Here is a 16,986-nt window from a genome sequence, read left to right as displayed (position 1 = left end):
GCCTCCGGCGTTAGTTCTCACGGAACGGCATGCCCATTGCTTTGAGCAGGGCGCGTCCTTCTTCATCAGTATTGGCAGTGGTGATGATTGAGACATCCATGCCGCGAATTTGATCAATGTCGTCGTAGTTGACTTCGGGGAAAATCAGTTGCTCGCGCAAGCCTAGGGTGTAGTTGCCCCGGCCATCAAAGCTTTTGGGGTTGACACCGCGAAAGTCACGAATTCGTGGCAGTGCCAAGTTAATCAAGCGATCCAAAAAGGCATACATGCGCTCAGAGCGCAGCGTCACTGCAACCCCCACGGGCATGCCTTTACGGATTTTGAAGCCAGCGATCGCCTTCTTAGCGCGGGTAACAACAGGCTTTTGACCTGTAATTGTGGCAATTTCCGCCAGCGTGGCTTCTAGAGCCTTAGCATTTTGTGCTGCTTCACCAAGACCGCGGTTGACGGTTATTTTGACAATCTTGGGCACTTGGTGAATGTTTTTGTACTGGAATTGCTGCATGAGCTGCGGCACAACAGTCTTGTTGTAGTGATCTTTGAGGCGTTGGGACATGGGGCTTCTCCTAGGGGCATTCTCTGGGCTGGGTCAGAGAGGGGGAAACAAGGTAGACCTAGTCAATGATCTCGCCAGTTTTTTTGAGCATCCGTACCTTACGACCATCTTCGGTGTAGGTGTAGCAAATGCGGCTGGCAACGTTTTGCTTGGTGGAGTAGAGCATCACCTTGCAGCTGTGGATCGGCGCCTCTTTGGTGATAATTTGCCCTGATTCTCCTTCTGCACGCGGCTTGACGTGCTTTGTTTTCAGGTTCACCCCTTTGACAATCACCTGACTGGTCTTGGGGAAAACGGCGAGGACTTCACCCACTTTAGCTTTGTCACTGCCGGCAATTACTTGAACTATGTCTCCCTTTTTTACGTGCATGCGATAGCGCACAGGCTTTTTGTTTGCTTTCTTGGCCGCCATTAGAGTACCTCCGGTGCCAATGAAACAATTTTCGTGAAGTTTTTATCCCGCAGTTCCCGAGCAACGGGACCAAAGACACGGGTACCGCGAGGGTTGCCATCTTGGTTAATCAAGACAGCGGCATTGTCGTCAAAGCGAATGCTCATGCCACTTTCGCGACGAATGGTTTTGCGGGTACGCACAATCACAGCACGAACGACGTCGGATTTTTTCACTGCCATATTCGGGGTGGCGTCTTTGACGGTGGCAATGATTACATCACCCACACTGCCGTAGCGACGGTTACCGCCACCCAAGACGCGAATACAGAGGAGTTTCTTAGCGCCACTATTGTCGGCAACATTGAGATAGGTTTCCTGTTGAATCATGGCTGGCTCTCCTTAGGCAGTGCGAGGACTGAGAATCTCGGCAATGACCCAACGCTTGGTGCGACTCAGGGGACGGGTTTCCCGAATACGCACGCGATCGCCCACTTTAGCTTCGTTGTTTTCATCATGGGCTTTGTAGCGGCGGGTTTTGACGACAATTTTGCCGTACTTGGGATGGGGGGCGCGGTTTTCGACGGCAACGACGACGGTTTTTTGCATTTTGTCGCTGACGACAACGCCAACACGTTCTTTAACTGCCATTAGCTTTGGCCTCCACTGCGGCGACGTTCATTCTCAAGGGTTAAAAGCTGTGCCAACTCATGGCGCAGATGCTTAAATTGATGAGGTTTGACCGCTTGGCGGGTAGCTTTTTTGAAGCGCAGATCAAAGAGTTCCTTTTTAATTGCCACAATGCGATCGCTCACCTCTTGATCACTGAGTTCCCGTAGATCTTTCATTTTCGTCAGTGCCATCTTTAACCCTCCTGTTGTTCCTCTTCTTGATTGCGCACCAGAAAACGGGTCTTGATTGGCATTTTGTAGGCGGCAAGACGCATCGCTTCACGGGCAATGTCCTCCGGTACACCGCCAATTTCATACATAATGCGACCGGGCTTAACCACCGCAACCCAGTACTCCGGCGATCCTTTCCCTGACCCCATTCGTGTTTCCGCCGGCCGCATCGTCACAGGCTTATCGGGGAAAATGCGAATCCAGATTTTGCCACCCCGACGGATGTAGCGGGTCATGGCGCGACGGCCTGCTTCAATTTGTCGTGAGGTGATCCAAGCGGGTTCAAGGGCTTGCAGGGCATAGTCGCCAAAGTGGATGGAGTTGCCACGACTAGCAACCCCCGTCATACGACCCCGCTGCTGTTTGCGAAATTTTGTACGCTTTGGACTTAACATCGCTGGCTTCCCTACTTAGTTAGAGCGATTTTCAAATTGAGGTAGGCGGCGTTGAGGACTGCGGCGATGGGGTTCCCGTGTTAGTGCCTCGGCTTGTCCTGGGAGTACTTCACCTTTGAAGATCCACACCTTCACGCCCAAAATGCCGTAGATGGTGCGCGCTGTGCGGTAGGCATAGTCAATGTCTGCCCGCAGGGTATGCAAGGGGACTCGCCCTTCCCGTGTCCATTCAGTGCGGGCAATCTCTGCCCCATTCAGGCGACCCGCCACTTGGACTTTAATGCCCTCAATTCCCGCTCGCTGTGCCCGCTGAATCGCTTGGCGCACGGCTCGTCGGAAGGCCACCCGCCGCTCTAGTTGCTGGGTAATATATTCTGCCAAGAGACTGGCCTCAGCATCCACGCGGTTAACTTCCACCACGTTGACTTTAATCGTGCGATTACTAGGGAGCATCTGCCGCAGTTGCTTGCGCAGTTCCTCAATGCCTTGGCCGCCTTTACCAACGACCACGCCGGGACGGGCGGTGCGAATTTGCAGTTCTACTTGATCCGCTTTGCGCTCGATGCGCACTTCAGCAATGCCGGCGTTAGCCAGTTGCTTGTTGATAAATGTGCGAATGCGGTGATCCTCCTGCAATAGCTCCGGATAGCGATCGCTATCGGCGTACCAGCAGGAGCGATGTTCTTGGGTAATGCCGAGGCGAAAGCCAATTGGGTGAATCTTCTGTCCCACAGTGGTATCCTTCTACGATTCGTCAGCAGTGTTTTGGGGCGCCACAGCAATGGTGATGTGGCAGGTGGGCTTGCGAATTTGGTAAGCGCGGCCTTGGGCGCGGGGGCGGAACCGCTTGAGACAAGGCCCTTGATCGGCATAGGCTTGACTAATGACCAAGGTGGCGGGATCTAAGCCCAAATTGTGGCTGGCATTGGCCGCCGCTGATCGCAAGACCTTCGTAATCGGCTCACAGGCACGATAGGGCATAAAGCGCAGCATAATCAGGGCATCGCGGTAAGTGCGACCCCGCAGTTGATCCAGTACTCGCCGCACCTTGTGGGGTGACATGCGGACATACTTGGCGCAGGCACGGGCAGTAGGAACAGAGGTAGAAACCATAAACAGCTATCCCAGACGCGAACAAGAGAATTAATGGCGGGCTTTTTTATCGCCCTTAACATGACTGCGGAAGTTGCGGGTGGGAGCGAATTCCCCTAATTTGTGACCCACCATCTGCTCAGTGATGTACACAGGCACGTGCTGCTTACCGTTGTGGACAGCAATCGTATGGCCAATCATTTCCGGCACAATCGTTGAGGCGCGCGACCACGTTTTGATCACTTCTTTGGCATTGCGCTCATTGAGGGCTTCAATCTTGCGTAAGAGATGATCTGCCACAAAAGGGCCTTTTTTTAATGAACGTCCCATAACCTAACTTCTCCGCAAAAACCTAAGACTGACGACCACCGCGACCCCGCTTAGAAGATTTCTTGCGACGGCGCACAATGAGAGCATCGCTGAGTTTTTTCTTCTTGCGAGTTTTGTAGCCAAGGGTGGGTTTGCCCCAAGGAGTAACAGGTCCTGGACGACCAATGGGGGCACGCCCTTCACCCCCACCGTGGGGGTGATCCACAGGGTTCATGACTGAACCGCGCACCTTCGGACGACGACCTTTCCAGCGGTTACGACCCGCTTTCCCCAAGCTGATGTTGTTTGCTTCAACATTCCCCACTTGACCGATAGTGGCGTAGCACTCCTTACGGAAGAGCCGCACTTCACCCGAGGGCAGCTTGAGGGTCACCATATCCCCTTCTTTGGCCACCACTTGTGCCATGGCACCAGCGGCGCGCACCATTTGCGCACCACGACCGGGGGTAATTTCTACATTGTGAACGCTAGTCCCAAGTGGAATTTTGCCCAAGGGCAGGGAATTACCCACTTCGATGGGGGCATCGGGACTGGCAACAATTTCTGTGCCAGGTGCTAAGCCCCGAGGATGAATGATGTAGCGTTTCTCACCATCGCGATAGTGGAGCAGGGCAATGCGGGCATTGCGGTTGGGATCGTACTCCACTGTTGCCACTTTGGCAGGAATATTGAGTTTGCTGCTGCGGCGAAAATCAATAATTCGATAGCGACGTTTGTGGCCGCCACCGCGCCGCCGACTGGTAATCACGCCACGATTGTTGCGACCTTTGTCGCGCTTGAAACCACGGGTCAGCGACTTTTCAGGCTTGTCGGTAGTGATTTCCGCAAAGTCAGAAACGGTTTTTTGGCGAACGCCGGGGGTATAGGGTCGGTAAACACGAATGCCCATGATCTACTCCGTTAAACTTCGGGGAAAAGAACGATCTTGCTGTCGGGAGCAAGGGTGACAATCGCCCGCTTGTAACGAGGCCGATGACCCACAAAACGACCCACGCGGCGCTTTTTAGGAGGCAGATGATAGGTATTTACCGCCGTGACTTTGACATTAAAAAGTTCCTCAATAGCGGCCTTGATTTGCGGCTTAGTGGCGCGCCGATCTACATCGAAGCTGTATTGATTGTTTTCCAGTAAAACTGTGGCCTTTTCTGTAATGATGGGGCGCTTGATGAGATCCGCAAGGGCGCGGGGTTGGACTCTAGTCACCGTACACCTCCTGAATTTTGGCGATCGCGCCAGTGGTGGCAACAATGCGATCGGCATAGAGTAAATCAAAAACATTCAACTGATCGGCACGCAGCAGCTTTAAGGTGGGCACATTTCGTGCCGAGAGTGCCACCATTTCGCTAACGTCTTCTACCAGTAGCAGCACTTTTTGCTCGGGTTCAATGCCCCAGCGTTGCAGAGCCGTCACCAATTCCTTCGTTTTTGGACGCGGCAAATGATCGGCAAAGTCCTGAACCACAATCAAGTCTTCAACTCGGCTCATCAGAGCTGTGCGCAGGGCAAGCCGCCGCTCCTTACGATTCATTTTCTGGCTATAGTCCCGGGGCTTAGGACCAAAGATGACACCGCCACCCCGCCAAAGGGGAGAACGAATAGAACCGGCGCGGGCACGTCCTGTTCCCTTTTGCCGCCAAGGCTTGCGACCGCCACCGCGCACCTCCGCACGGGTTTTGGTGGAAACGGTTCCCTGACGGGCATTGGCCAACTGTCGCACAAGGGCACGATGAACAATATGACTGGCGGTTTCAGGTTTTGCTGTTGCCAGCTCAAGGGTGGCTTCACCGCTGACGGCGCCCTGCCAGTCTTTAACTACACATGCAACCATAATTATTCTCCAGCCCTTATTTGCGACCAACAACTTTGGCGGGGGTAATACTCACTAAGGCTCCCGGCTTACCCGGTAGTGCCCCTTTAATCAGGATTAAATTGCGCTCAGCATCAACGCGCACCACCTGCAACTTGCGAATAGTAACAGCCGTATTGCCCATGCGACCTGCCATCCGCTTACCGGGAAAGACACGACCTGGGCTTGTGCCTGCCCCAGTGGAACCGGGCAGGCGGTGGTTTTTGGAGCCGTGGGCCATTGGGCCGCGCTTGAAATTATGACGTTTTTGATAGCCGGCAAAACCTCGACCAATGCTCGTGCCGTGGACATCCACTAGCTGTCCTGGACTAAAAATGTCAACGGTAATGGTCTGTCCCAATTGGTAGGCAGAGGCATCTTCAAGGCGAAACTCCCGCAGATGGCGCATGGGGGGCGTTTGTGATTTGTTGAGGTGACCCCGTTCCGGTCGGGTTAGGTTCTTCTCCCGCACTTCGCCATAGGCGACTTGAATCGCCGTGTAGCCGTCGGTTTGGGGGGTTTTAATTTGTGTGATCGGACACGGCCCCGCTTGTACCACCGTAATGGGGACAGATCGACCCGCCTCGTCAAAGATTTGGGTCATGCCCAACTTTGTCCCTAAAATACCAACTGTCACGATCGCGTTCCTTAAAAATACGAATCACAACAAAACAGTAAAGGGTAGCCTCTAGGCCACACTTCAGCAGATTCCTACAGTCAGGAATGGTGGATTGACCCAGCAGTTACACGGTCAAGACGATGACGCTCAGGGCGCATCGATCATTGATCAAGGACAGGCGCAGGTAAAGATGGCAAGGCTATGATTGCAGGTTGCGAACACGCTGCCACCTCTGGATCAGTGGAACCATGGACTTAAGGGGGTTGCGGCGATCGCGCCCCCTCAGTATCCGTTTTTGGTCACAAGTTCTAATCATAGATCAGTGATTGTGGGTTTGTCTAGGCATTTGGTAACATTTTTTACGCCTTCTTGGGGATCCACCAGCGTGTTTGAATTTATCCGCCAGCGGGAATGTGCCCATACTCAAGCACGGGCAGGTCTGTTTCACACGCCCCATGGCACAGTGGCAACGCCGCGTTTTATGCCCGTGGGCACTTTGGCCAATGTGAAAACTCTCACCCCAGAGCACCTCAAGGCGGCGGGTGCGCAAATGGTGTTGGCCAATACATACCACTTGCATCTACAGCCGGGGGAGGACATTGTGGCCGCAGCGGGGGGGCTGCACCGTTTTATGGGCTGGTCAGGGCCTATTCTCACAGATTCAGGGGGCTTTCAGGTCTTTAGCCTCAGTGAAATGCGGCAAGTTTCCGATCAGGGGGTGGTCTTTCGTTCGCCCCACGATGGCCAGCTCATTGAATTGTCGCCGGAGCGGGCGATCGCCATCCAAGAGGCTTTGGGGGCAGATGTAATTATGGCCTTTGATGAGTGTCCCCCCTACCCCGCTAGCCGTGAGGCAGTGATCCAAGCCACTCAACGCACGCTCTATTGGTTGGAGCGCTGTATTGCCGCCAAAAAACGCTCTGATCAAGCCCTCTTTGCTATTGTTCAAGGGGGTATCTATGCCGACCTACGGCGAGAATGTGCCGAGGCGATGGTGCCCTACGACCTGCCGGGCTATGCCATTGGTGGTGTCAGTGTTGGCGAACCCAACTGGGCCATGCATGAGATAGTGGCGGTGACAGCTCCCCTCTTGCCGGCTCACAAGCCGCGCTATTTGATGGGGGTAGGCACCCACTTAGAAATGTTGCGAGCGATCGCCGCCGGTGTCGATCTCTTTGACTGCGTTATTCCTACCCGACTAGCCCGCCATGGCTGCGCCATTGTTCAAGGGCAGCGCTGGAATCTCAAAAATGCCCGCTTTCGCCGCGACTACGCACCGTTGGATGCCACCTGTCCCTGCTACACCTGCACCACCTTTAGCCGTGCCTACCTGAGCCACCTTGTGCGTGCCAAGGAGCTCCTCGCCTATACCTTGCTCTCTATCCACAATGTGACTGAACTCATTCGCTTTACCCAAGCAGCACGGCAAGCGATTTTAGAGGAGCGATTTGCAGCCTTTGCGGCAGAATGGGAGCAGCGATTGTTGGCGCAAGCTGAAAACGAGGAAACCGATGCTGCGTTTCTCTGATGCCGTTTTATCCAAGCAGGAACGCCTGAGCCGCTGGGGCTTTTTGGGACTGACCACAGCGCCGTTAGTGGGCGCAGCCCTGTTTAACCACAGCGGAACCCCTCCTTTTTTAATCTGTCCCTTTCGGGCAATAACGGGCATTCCCTGTCCAGGGTGTGGCCTGACTCGCTCTTTTATGGCGATCGCCCGCGGCGACTTTGAAAATGCCCTGCGCATGCACCTGTTTGGTCCTGTCCTATTTTTGGCATTTGCAGGGGCTGCTGTTTTAATGGGTCTAGAACTGAAAACCGGCCGTCGCTTGCGACACACCCCCTTTCACTCCTTCAATAGCCGCATTCAAAGCTGGTGGTGGCTGGGGGTCATTTATCTGGGCTACTATGCCCTGCGGTTGTACAGCCTATTCCAAACAGGTGAATTTTATATCAATCCCCTAAACAACCTCCTTTTGAGGAATTAATGAATAACTATCTCCATTCCTTACGTTGATCCCAAAACGAAAGCACCACTCAGCAAGGATGATACTGCGTACTATAGTGAGAGCGGTTCTGTTTATCCAATTGTCAATCATATTCCTGTTGATTCAATGCAAAACTATACCCAAAGTTTTGGTCTGCAATGGAAGAAGTTCTCAAAAACACAAATGGATGATACAGATCAAAAACAGTCTGAAACTCGATTCTTTGCAACAACAAACTGGAGGCCTGAGGAGCTGGCCGGCAAAAGTATTCTAGAAGCGGGTTCTGGTGCAGGTAGATTTACGCGAGTCATCCTCGAAAAAACCTCTGCTTATCTTTGGAGTTTTGATTATTCAGAAGCAGTTGAAGCAAATTGGCAAAACAATTCCGATATTGCGGGTGGAAGATTACATCTATTTCAGGCTAGTATCTATCAAATTCCTTTACCTAAAGCCTCTTTTGATAAGGTGTTTTGCTTTGGTGTCCTACAACATACACCTGACTTTGAAGCATCTGTAAAAAGTCTCATTAAATACGCAAAAATCGGTGCTGAGATTGTGGTTGATTTCTATCCGATTAAAGGCTTTTGGACAAAGATACACGCAAAATATCTTTTGAGACCTTTAACAAAAAAGATGTCGCACGAAACCCTTTTGAATATTCTTGAAAAAAATATAGATAGTTTAATCACTATATTTGATTTTTTAGTGAAGGCTAAACTAGGTGTACTCACTCGATTTTTACCAATTGTTGATCTACGAACAATTCCTAGTACTGTTGATAAGCAAAAGCGCCGTGAATGGGCAATTTTAGATACTTTTGATATGTTCTTCCCAGAGTATGATAATCCTCAAAGGATAGAAGATGTGGCTGCAATGTTTGAACGTAACGGTGCCAAGGTTGCGTTTGCTGGATTTGTAAAGTCGAGTGCTGGCACTGGCGCGGTGGTCAGGGGGGTTCGCGAAAGTTAACCTAGTGATCCCAAAAGCTGTCTTTAGCAATGTTCCTTTTCATGGGATAGTAAAATTTGGTTGTGTTTGATTGAGAACCGAAAAGCCATGAGACTACATCGCCTGCTCTATCTTAGTTGTGCCACAGATGGTCTATCCTACCCAGACCTGCGGGACATCATGGCCAAGTCAGAGGTGAACAATGTGCGCGATGGCATTACGGGAATCCTATGCTACGGCAATGGAATGTTTCTGCAAACCCTGGAGGGCGATCGCCAGAAAGTGAGTGAAACCTATGCTCGCATCCTCAAAGATCCGCGCCACCACAGTGCCGAACTGATTGAATTTAGGGCAATTGAAGAGCGAACTTTTGTCAACTGGTCCATGCGCCTAGTGCAATTGGGCGAAATGGACAGTGATGCCGTTCGGCGACTGCGGTTAAAATACTCTCCAGCGGCAACCTTTCAGCCCACCTCCATGACGGCTGAACAGTGTTTCCATTTCCTGAAAGAGATCTATCAAATGACTCAAGGAACCTAGCGTGACTCCTGCCCACTGGCTAGCTATTCCAGAATTGCTGCGGCTACCCGCCCAGACCTATGAGTGGCGGGTAGATATCCACTTTTCTGAGTTGCCAACACTCACTCCCATTCAGGGAATTGTAACCGCTAGTCACCGCCATACCTACTTAGAACTGCATGCCGATGTGCAGACAATCGTTACTCTTTGTTGCGATCGCTGTTTGCAGTACTATAACCACCGTCTTGAGTGTACGACCACTGAACTGATTTGGCTAGCGGAAACCCCAGCCAGTCAGCCCGACGATGATCTGGTGGAAACCTTACCCGCCACAGGGCGCCTTGATCTGGCAGACTGGCTCTACCAGCAACTGTGCCTTGCCCTGCCCTACCCCAAGTACTGCGATCCCAATTGTGGCGGTATTCACCCCCCTCCTCCTGCGGAAACTCCCATTGATCGCCGCTGGGCAATGTTGGTGCAACTCCAAGCGGCTCTGGAGCGTTCGGAACCATCGCCGTGAATGCTCAGTCTGACCTTGAACTGTTGTTGCGGGCACGCTATCCCCTGTTGTATGTGGCCACAACGGAGGAAGAACGCCTTGAGGCGACACTGCACACGATTAGCGATCGCCTGAATCAGCGCCCCATCTACATTTGGGACTTTGTCGAGGGCTATCAAGGCAATCCCAATGATGTGGGGGCGGCCAAGCGCAATCCCCTCAGTGCCCTTGAATTTGTTGAAAAACTACCGCCAGCGGCAGCGGCAATGATTCTGCTGCGGGATTTTCATCGCTTTATTGAGGATGTGGCCGTCTCCCGCAAACTGCGCAACCTAGCACGGCAGCTCAAGTCCCAACCCAAAAACCTAATCCTACTTGCACCGACAGTGCAGTTGCCCCCAGAACTGCGGGATGTGATTACTGTTGTCGAGTTCCCCTTGCCGCAACGGGAGGAAATTCGTTTTGAACTCGTGAAGCTCTGCCAAAGCCTTGGCAGTGTTCCCTCAGAACCCATTCTCGATGAACTAGTTCGAGCCTGTCAGGGCTTGACTCTTGAGCGAATTCGCCGCGTGATTGGCCGCATTGTGGCGCTTCACAGTAGGCTAGACAACAGCCATGTGGATCTGATCTTGGAGGAAAAACGGCAGATCCTGCGGCAAACCCAGATTCTCGAGTTTTATCCCACTCAGGAAACAATTGCTGACATTGGCGGTCTGGATAACCTCAAGGAATGGTTGCTGCGGCGCGGCGGTGCCTTTTCGGAGCGGGCACGGCGCTATGGGCTACCCTATCCCCGTGGGGTGCTGCTGGTGGGGATTCAAGGAACAGGGAAGTCTTTAACGGCGAAGGCGATCGCCCATCAATGGCACTTGCCCCTGCTGCGATTGGATGTGGGGCGGCTCTTTGGCGGCCTTGTGGGTGAATCCGAAGCACGTACTCGTGAGATGATTCAAATTGCCGAAGCCCTAGCCCCCTGCGTTCTCTGGATTGATGAGATGGATAAAGCCTTTGCGGGCATTGATGGTCGGGGGGACGGCGGTACCAGTAGCCGCGTTTTTGGCACAATTATCACTTGGCTGGCTGAGAAAACCTCCGCCGTTTTTGTGGTGGCGACGGCGAATAACGTTCAAGTGTTGCCTCCAGAATTGCTGCGTAAGGGGCGCTTTGATGAAATCTTTTTTGTGGGGCTGCCCAATGTGGATGAGCGGCGAGCAATTTTTGAAGTGCACCTCAGTCGGGTGCGACGCGATCGCCTGCACAACTACGATCTAGAGCGCCTAGCCTACGAAACTATTGACTTTTCTGGGGCTGAAATTGAGCAATGTATCATTGAAGCAATGCACCTTGCCTTTAGCCAAGATCGCGACTTTACCACCGAAGATCTTCTCCAAGCAGCCAGTGAAATTGTCCCCCTGGCACGGACAGCTCGCGAACAGGTGCAGCAGTTACAGGAATGGGCGACCTCTGGACGAGCGCGGTTTGCCTCACGCATCCTGTCTCCCCCCCCAGGGCGTTAGATTATGAAACCAGTTGTGCGCGTACTACAATGGCTTTTGGGAACCTTTTTGGGTTTCAGCTTGATTGCCCTTGTGGCCGCAGCCATCATTACCCCGTTTGTCTTTAACTTGCTCTGGTTGCCGCCGCGTCCTAATGTTGAGGCACAAAGTTCCCCAGACCCAGTAGAACCAGTGCCAAATTCCACTAGCCCTCCCCCCGAACCCAGCCCTACTCCCTCGCCGCCAATGCAGCCCGAAGGGCGGGTTATTTATGGAGATGGTTTGCGGTTGCGCGATCGCCCCAGTCGCGAGGCTAATACCCTAGGGGGTGTGGCTTTTGATGAAGTAGTGACAATCCTAGAGCGCAGTGAGGATGGCGAATGGCTCAAGATTCGCACTAAAAATAATCTTGAAGGCTGGGTACTGGCCTTTGGTGTGCAGGAAACAACGGCGGAATCCCCCCCATCGAGTGAGACACCCCGCTAGGCCACTCCGCTATTGGGAAAATTCCTGCATCTGCTGAAACGAATGGTACTGGCGATCGCCACTCAGCCATTCCACCAACGTAATTTTCACCCGTCCGCCCGCATTCGGAGTTGCTAGAAACTCTGCCTCTCCCTCGCTATTAATTACTCGATTGCGCAACTGGGTGAGTCCTGCTTCGAGGAGTCGTTTGCTCGTCGAGTCATAGATTTCGTAGTAGATTTGGACATTGTGTGCTGGTGTGGCCGTCTCATTGCGCACCCGCCCCGTTAGGCGGTGGTACCAGACACCCGCAATATTCTCGCTCTGCAATTGAACATCGGTGACTCGCACCACTTTAGGCACTTCACGGCGGCGGGCGATCGCGGGTCTACCATTAAAAAACAAGACCCCGACACCGGCTGTCAACAGCAGACCGCAGAGCCAAATTGTGCGCAAACTAAGCATTATTCTTTACCCAATGTGACAATAATAGAGTCTAAGACGTAATATGCAGCAGGAGCGATCGCCGCTTAGGTTCTATTGACCTTGAGAAGACCACTCTAGCGACTGCTGCCCCGAGTCTGTACCTGCTGGATTGGATTCACCCCACTTAACTATGCCAACTGTTCATGTGATTGGTCTTGGTCGCTCAGGCATCGCCGCCGCCCGTTTACTAAAACGTCAAGGCTGGCAAGTGGAGGTGAGTGATAGTCGCCAAACTCCTGCTTTACAATCCCAGCAGCAACTCCTAGAAGCCGAAGGCATTTCTGTTCAACTCAACTACGACTTTGATCTGCAAACCCTTGCCAGTGTCGGGCTGTGTGTACCGAATGAAATTGTCATTAGTCCCGGTGTCCCTTGGTCCTCACCAGCCCTCGTTGCTGCTCGCCAAGCGGGGATTCCTGTTCGGGGAGAAGTGGAAATTGCGTGGCAGACCCTCGCCCATCTGCCGTGGGTATGTATTACGGGCACCAATGGCAAAACAACAACCACCGCACTCACTGCCGCCATTTTTCAAGCAGCAGGGTACAATGCTCCCGCCTGTGGCAATATTGGCAATAGCATTTGCGAAGTGGCTTTGACCGCCAGCGCCCTTGATTGGGTGATTGCTGAGATTAGTAGCTATCAATTGGAGTCCAGCCCCCCCTTACAACCCCAATTTGCCCTTTGGACAACCCTCACTCCAGATCACTTGGAACGCCACGGCACCCTTGAGGCCTATGTGGCAACCAAAGCCCACCTAATGAACGGTGCTAAACAGGTGATCCTTAATGGGGACGATCCCTACCTGCGTCAGCACATGGTCAATCGCTGGCCCGCAGCTTGGTGGATCACTACCCAAGGGGCGGCAGCCCTCCCCAAGGGGATGGCTCAGGGTCTCTATATTGCTAAGGATCAAGTGTGGGTTCAGGATCAACCCCTGCTGCCCACCCATGTCTTGCAAATGCCGGGTCAACACAATCAGCAAAACTTTCTTTTAGCTGTGGCAGCCGCCCATCTGGCGGGTATCCCTGCGGACACCATTGCCAAGGCGGTGGCGGGGTTTGCCGGTGTGCCCCATCGCTTAGAGCGCATTTGCCAATGGCGACAGGTGGCGTGGATCAACGATAGTAAGGCCACCAATTATGACGCCGCAGAAATTGGGCTGCGTTCTGTAACCGGGCCTGTGATTCTCATTGCCGGTGGGCAGGCCAAAAAAGGGGACGATCGCGCTTGGCTCAACCTAATTCAGGAAAAAGCTGCTTGGGTACTCTTAATTGGTGAAGCGGCACCGCAGTTTGCTCAGCGCCTAGAGGCCATCGGCTTTACAAATTATGAGATCATGGAGACACTGGATCGGGCAGTGGCAGCGGCCGCCAAACTGGTGACCCAGTACCCAATCAAAACTGTACTCTTTTCCCCTGCCTGTGCCAGCTTTGACCAATATCAGAATTTTGAAGAACGCGGTGATCACTTTCGTCAACTGTGCTTAGAGCTATGAGCCAATCTGCGGCCTCGGGTCACTGGTGGAATCGCCTTTCTATTGCCAGTCGGTTTCTCATTATTGGCTTGGCAGGACCTATCCTGACGCTCAATTTTTGGGCATTTGCCACTGTTCTCAAGTTCTTTGGGCCTTTGGTTGCGGTGCTTGTTCTTGCGTCTCTATTTGCCTTTTTGCTGAACTATCCAGTGCGCTGGATGGAGGAGCAGGGCAATCCGCGTGGGCCGTCAGCCATTTTAGTCTTTCTGTTGGCACTGGTACTGATGGCTATCATTGGTTTGGTTGTGGTGCCCAACCTCTTTAATCAGGCGCAGCAGCTCATTGCTCGCCTGCCAGAGTGGTTTAACTCTAGCCAACGCCGACTCTTGGAATTTGGGCTGTGGGTGGATTCGCTCAATTTGCCGGTCACCGTGGATGTGGATGCCCTTGCCAACCAACTACTGGAAAAGCTCAAGGATCAACTACAAAGCTTAGCGCGAGAGGCTCTAAATTTAATTTTGGGCACGGTGAGCAGTGTAGTGGATGTGCTGATTAATTTCATTTTGACTGTTGTTCTCACTTTCTATTTACTTCAGCACGGTGACGAACTCTGGGAGGGGTTGCTCAGTTGGCTGCCCGATACGCTGCGCCCCACAGTCTCAGAAACCATTCGCCGTAGTTTTGAGAGCTATTTTATTGGTCAATTGGTGCTGGGACTGTGTATGGGCATTGGCCTGACCACAATTTTTATCTTTTTGAAGGTGCCCTATGGCTTACTCTTTGGGGTAATCATTGGCGTGATGGCCTTGGTGCCCTTTGGCGGGACGGTGGGAATTATTTCCATTAGTTTACTGGTGGCACTTCAGGACGTTTGGCTTTCCCTCAAAGTGGCAGGATTTTCGTTTCTCTTTCAGCAGTTTCTTGAAAATGTGGTGGCTCCCCGCATTATTGGCAGCTTTACGGGTCTGAATCCGGTGTGGGTCTTTTTAGCGATTCTTACGGGGGCGCGGGCCTCGGGCTTGGTGGGGGTTCTGATTGCGGTTCCGATTGCTGTGGTGATCAAAACTTTCCTTGTGAGTGTGCGATCGCGCCTCAATGCTGAGGACGTGGATACCGCCGTTGCCCTACCCGATAATCCACCCCCTTTACCCCCTGTTTCTTCCTCAATGAAGCCATCCTCAGTGGAGTAGAAAAATGCTGCGTGCCCTTCCTCCCGGAATTCTTACCTCCCTTGTTTTAATCAGTACAACAACCGCCATTACCCTAGTTATGGCTTTGATTGGCTACCATTTGGGGCGAGAGTCATTGCGCAGTGTGTCCCAGCCAGTGGTGAATCCCATCCTTGGCAGTGCTGTGAATGCTAATGATCAAAGCCAAGGGGGGCGATCGCCCATTCTTGACGAAGCACAGATCATTGCCCAAACCAAGGCTCGCATTGACGAAATGACCCAAAGTTCTGGCGATCGCGAGATTGTGCCTGCCCCCACCAGCTCTAATGAACCGTCAGCAACAAAATCAGAGGCAAGTCGGACATTACCTATTGTGGCTGAAGACAAGGGAGTGCGCTTAGAAATTAGCCGGGTGGACACTATTGACCAAGATTTAGCCCTGCACGTTCGCTTGAAGAACGACAGTAGCCAAGGGGTGCAGTTTATCTACACCTTCCTCGAAATCAAAAATGACAAAGGCGCCCTTTTGAGCGCCTTTACTGAAGGCCTACCGACGGAATTGCCCGCTGGCAGTGATCTGGTCAAAGGCACGATTCTTATCCCCAAAAGCCTCCTTGGTAATACAAAAACCTTGACACTGCGCCTTGCTAGCTATCCGAATCAGGATGTGCAATTGCAAGCTGCCAATATTCCTGTGGAGTAGCCATGCCTGCCGTTGAATTTGTGCAAAAATACTTGAGTGCCCGCGATTGGGTGCGGGTGCGGGCGGATTTGACGGGCAAGACCACGTTTATCGCGTGGCAGGGAGCCGTGTACAGCTTTGTTCCCCAAGAGCGTCACCGTCATCTATTCAACATTGTGGGCATGAGTGCTGCTCGCTGTTTACCCCATCCAGAGGGAGGGTGGTCTTTTCTCTCCCGTGAATTGACATTTTATCTTGAATCATAAATGACCCCACTGGATCATGTCATACATTCATTAACGGAGTGCTGCCATGAAAACAACCCATATCCTCGGCTTCCCCCGCATCGGTCTTAAGCGCGAGCTCAAATTCGCGCTGGAGGCTTTCTGGCGGGACGAAACCCCCGCCGCCGCCCTGCATGAGATGGCCCGCACGCTGCGCGCCCGCCACTGGGATATCCAGCGTGCGGCCGGACTGAGCTTCGTCACGGTCGGCGACTTCGCCCTCTACGATCACGTCCTTGACCACATTCAGCTCCTCGGCTGCGAACCTGCGCGCTTCGGCTTTACCGAAGAGGACGAACTCACCCGCTATTTCATCATGGCGCGCGGGGTGCACAGCCAATCTTCATCCTGTGCTCCCCACCACGATCATAGCGACCGGCGTGCACTGGAAATGACCAAGTGGTTCGACACCAACTACCACTACCTGGTTCCTGAATTCACACCTGAAACACACTTTAAGCTCGCCAGCGAGCGCCTGTTCGACCAGGTCGCCGAGGCGCAAGCCTTAGGGCATCCGGTCAAGGCCGTACTGATTGGCCCCTTGACCTTCCTCTGGCTGGGCAAGGATAAGCGTGAAGGGTTCGATCGCCTCACATTGCTGGAGCGCCTGCTGCCGGTGTATGGCGAGATTCTGGCCCGCCTGAAGGGCCAAGGGGTGGAGTGGGTGCAGTTGGATGAGCCCATCCTGGGACTGGACCTGCCGGAAGGCTGGCGCCAAGCCTTCGAGAGGGTTTATACCCACCTTGCGGGGGAACGTCCCAAGATCCTGCTAACGACCTATTTCAGTACCTTGGCCGACAACCTGCGCCTGGCCTGCCAGTTGCCGGTCGACGGTCTCCATGTTGATGC

25 protein-coding genes and 1 pseudogene are annotated in these 16,986 nt (G+C 53.0%); 12 read left to right on the top strand and 14 right to left on the bottom strand.

The window, feature by feature from the left end:
• Window positions 1–10 precede the first annotated feature (10 nt).
• From rplE to rplC, 13 genes are read right to left on the bottom strand one after another with little or no spacing between them, the layout of a single operon-like run.
• Window positions 11–556: a 50S ribosomal protein L5 gene (rplE, locus tag P3X23_RS04220; RefSeq protein WP_300873454.1), complete on the bottom strand. Its 546-nt coding sequence runs from the start codon at window positions 554–556 to the stop codon at window positions 11–13.
• A 58-nt stretch (window positions 557–614) separates the two neighbouring features.
• Window positions 615–968 (bottom strand): 50S ribosomal protein L24, encoded by a 354-nt coding sequence (gene rplX, locus P3X23_RS04215; RefSeq protein WP_300873452.1) that lies wholly within the window; start codon window positions 966–968, stop codon window positions 615–617.
• Window positions 968–1,336: a 50S ribosomal protein L14 gene (gene rplN / locus P3X23_RS04210; protein WP_024125569.1), complete on the bottom strand. Its 369-nt coding sequence runs from the start codon at window positions 1,334–1,336 to the stop codon at window positions 968–970. The genes rplX and rplN overlap by 1 nt, the downstream gene beginning before the upstream one ends.
• Before the next feature lie 12 nt (window positions 1,337–1,348).
• Complete coding sequence (gene rpsQ / locus P3X23_RS04205) at window positions 1,349–1,597, bottom strand: 30S ribosomal protein S17 (protein WP_011055945.1); 249 nt, start codon at window positions 1,595–1,597, stop codon at window positions 1,349–1,351.
• A complete protein-coding gene (rpmC, locus tag P3X23_RS04200; RefSeq protein ID WP_300873448.1) occupies window positions 1,597–1,809 on the bottom strand; it encodes a 50S ribosomal protein L29 in 213 nt (70 codons plus the stop codon). The genes rpsQ and rpmC overlap by 1 nt, the downstream gene beginning before the upstream one ends.
• A 2-nt stretch (window positions 1,810–1,811) precedes the next feature.
• The gene (rplP, locus tag P3X23_RS04195) at window positions 1,812–2,243 is read right to left on the bottom strand and encodes a 50S ribosomal protein L16 (protein WP_300873446.1); all 432 of its coding nucleotides are present in this window, start codon (window positions 2,241–2,243) and stop codon (window positions 1,812–1,814) included.
• Between the two features lie 15 nt (window positions 2,244–2,258).
• Window positions 2,259–2,975, bottom strand: coding sequence for a 30S ribosomal protein S3 (gene rpsC, locus P3X23_RS04190; protein ID WP_300873444.1), 717 nt, complete (start codon window positions 2,973–2,975; stop codon window positions 2,259–2,261).
• Between the two features lie 12 nt (window positions 2,976–2,987).
• On the bottom strand, window positions 2,988–3,356 hold the full coding sequence (gene rplV, locus P3X23_RS04185) for a 50S ribosomal protein L22 (protein ID WP_300873442.1): 369 nt from the start codon (window positions 3,354–3,356) through the stop codon (window positions 2,988–2,990).
• Window positions 3,357–3,386: 30 nt separating this feature from the next.
• A complete protein-coding gene (gene rpsS / locus P3X23_RS04180; protein WP_011055940.1) occupies window positions 3,387–3,665 on the bottom strand; it encodes a 30S ribosomal protein S19 in 279 nt (92 codons plus the stop codon).
• A gap of 22 nt (window positions 3,666–3,687) precedes the next feature.
• A complete protein-coding gene (gene rplB, locus P3X23_RS04175) occupies window positions 3,688–4,554 on the bottom strand; it encodes a 50S ribosomal protein L2 (protein ID WP_300873440.1) in 867 nt (288 codons plus the stop codon).
• Between the two features lie 11 nt (window positions 4,555–4,565).
• A complete protein-coding gene (locus P3X23_RS04170) occupies window positions 4,566–4,868 on the bottom strand; it encodes a 50S ribosomal protein L23 (protein ID WP_300873438.1) in 303 nt (100 codons plus the stop codon).
• Window positions 4,861–5,493 carry a 50S ribosomal protein L4 gene (gene rplD, locus P3X23_RS04165; protein ID WP_300873436.1) on the bottom strand — a complete coding sequence of 211 codons (633 nt, stop codon included), beginning with the start codon at window positions 5,491–5,493 and terminating at the stop codon, window positions 4,861–4,863. The genes P3X23_RS04170 and rplD overlap by 8 nt, the downstream gene beginning before the upstream one ends.
• A 16-nt stretch (window positions 5,494–5,509) precedes the next feature.
• On the bottom strand, window positions 5,510–6,148 hold the full coding sequence (gene rplC / locus P3X23_RS04160) for a 50S ribosomal protein L3 (protein WP_300873434.1): 639 nt from the start codon (window positions 6,146–6,148) through the stop codon (window positions 5,510–5,512).
• A gap of 367 nt (window positions 6,149–6,515) precedes the next feature.
• On the opposite strand from rplC, the gene tgt reads away from it, so the two are divergent.
• The 7 genes from tgt (at window position 6,516) to P3X23_RS04125 (ending at window position 12,063) form a co-directional block, all read left to right on the top strand.
• Window positions 6,516–7,658 (top strand): tRNA guanosine(34) transglycosylase Tgt, encoded by a 1,143-nt coding sequence (gene tgt / locus P3X23_RS04155; protein ID WP_300873432.1) that lies wholly within the window; start codon window positions 6,516–6,518, stop codon window positions 7,656–7,658.
• Window positions 7,642–8,115 carry a DUF2752 domain-containing protein gene (locus P3X23_RS04150; protein WP_300873430.1) on the top strand — a complete coding sequence of 158 codons (474 nt, stop codon included), beginning with the start codon at window positions 7,642–7,644 and terminating at the stop codon, window positions 8,113–8,115. The genes tgt and P3X23_RS04150 overlap by 17 nt, the downstream gene beginning before the upstream one ends.
• A 126-nt stretch (window positions 8,116–8,241) precedes the next feature.
• Complete coding sequence (locus P3X23_RS04145) at window positions 8,242–9,084, top strand: bifunctional 2-polyprenyl-6-hydroxyphenol methylase/3-demethylubiquinol 3-O-methyltransferase UbiG (protein ID WP_300873428.1); 843 nt, start codon at window positions 8,242–8,244, stop codon at window positions 9,082–9,084.
• Between the two features lie 87 nt (window positions 9,085–9,171).
• Window positions 9,172–9,603 (top strand): BLUF domain-containing protein, encoded by a 432-nt coding sequence (locus P3X23_RS04140; RefSeq protein ID WP_300873426.1) that lies wholly within the window; start codon window positions 9,172–9,174, stop codon window positions 9,601–9,603.
• 1 nt (window position 9,604) lies between these two features.
• A complete protein-coding gene (locus P3X23_RS04135; protein ID WP_300873424.1) occupies window positions 9,605–10,102 on the top strand; it encodes a DUF177 domain-containing protein in 498 nt (165 codons plus the stop codon).
• A complete protein-coding gene (locus P3X23_RS04130; protein ID WP_300873422.1) occupies window positions 10,099–11,598 on the top strand; it encodes an AAA family ATPase in 1,500 nt (499 codons plus the stop codon). The genes P3X23_RS04135 and P3X23_RS04130 overlap by 4 nt, the downstream gene beginning before the upstream one ends.
• Window positions 11,599–11,601: 3 nt before the next feature.
• A complete protein-coding gene (locus tag P3X23_RS04125) occupies window positions 11,602–12,063 on the top strand; it encodes an SH3 domain-containing protein (RefSeq protein ID WP_300873420.1) in 462 nt (153 codons plus the stop codon).
• Between the two features lie 9 nt (window positions 12,064–12,072).
• Here the strand turns inward: P3X23_RS04125 and P3X23_RS04120 are convergent, their stop codons facing one another.
• A complete protein-coding gene (locus tag P3X23_RS04120; RefSeq protein ID WP_300873418.1) occupies window positions 12,073–12,507 on the bottom strand; it encodes a hypothetical protein in 435 nt (144 codons plus the stop codon).
• Between the two features lie 151 nt (window positions 12,508–12,658).
• On the opposite strand from P3X23_RS04120, the gene murD reads away from it, so the two are divergent.
• The 5 genes and pseudogenes from murD to P3X23_RS04095 form a co-directional block, all read left to right on the top strand.
• Window positions 12,659–14,023, top strand: coding sequence for a UDP-N-acetylmuramoyl-L-alanine--D-glutamate ligase (gene murD, locus P3X23_RS04115; RefSeq protein WP_300873416.1), 1,365 nt, complete (start codon window positions 12,659–12,661; stop codon window positions 14,021–14,023).
• The gene (locus tag P3X23_RS04110) at window positions 14,020–15,192 is read left to right on the top strand and encodes an AI-2E family transporter (protein WP_300873414.1); all 1,173 of its coding nucleotides are present in this window, start codon (window positions 14,020–14,022) and stop codon (window positions 15,190–15,192) included. The genes murD and P3X23_RS04110 overlap by 4 nt, the downstream gene beginning before the upstream one ends.
• Before the next feature lie 4 nt (window positions 15,193–15,196).
• A complete protein-coding gene (locus P3X23_RS04105; RefSeq protein WP_300873412.1) occupies window positions 15,197–15,874 on the top strand; it encodes a hypothetical protein in 678 nt (225 codons plus the stop codon).
• A gap of 2 nt (window positions 15,875–15,876) precedes the next feature.
• Window positions 15,877–16,119 carry a DUF1838 family protein gene (locus P3X23_RS04100; RefSeq protein ID WP_300873410.1) on the top strand — a complete coding sequence of 81 codons (243 nt, stop codon included), beginning with the start codon at window positions 15,877–15,879 and terminating at the stop codon, window positions 16,117–16,119.
• A gap of 46 nt (window positions 16,120–16,165) precedes the next feature.
• Window positions 16,166–16,986: pseudogene (locus P3X23_RS04095) on the top strand (5-methyltetrahydropteroyltriglutamate--homocysteine S-methyltransferase); the annotation flags it as partial.

Source organism: Thermosynechococcus sp. Uc (assembly GCF_029335995.1).
Taxonomy (GTDB): domain Bacteria; phylum Cyanobacteriota; class Cyanobacteriia; order Thermosynechococcales; family Thermosynechococcaceae; genus Thermosynechococcus.
Note: the sequence above shows the minus strand (reverse complement) of the source record. Positions and strands in the feature narration are given on the sequence as shown.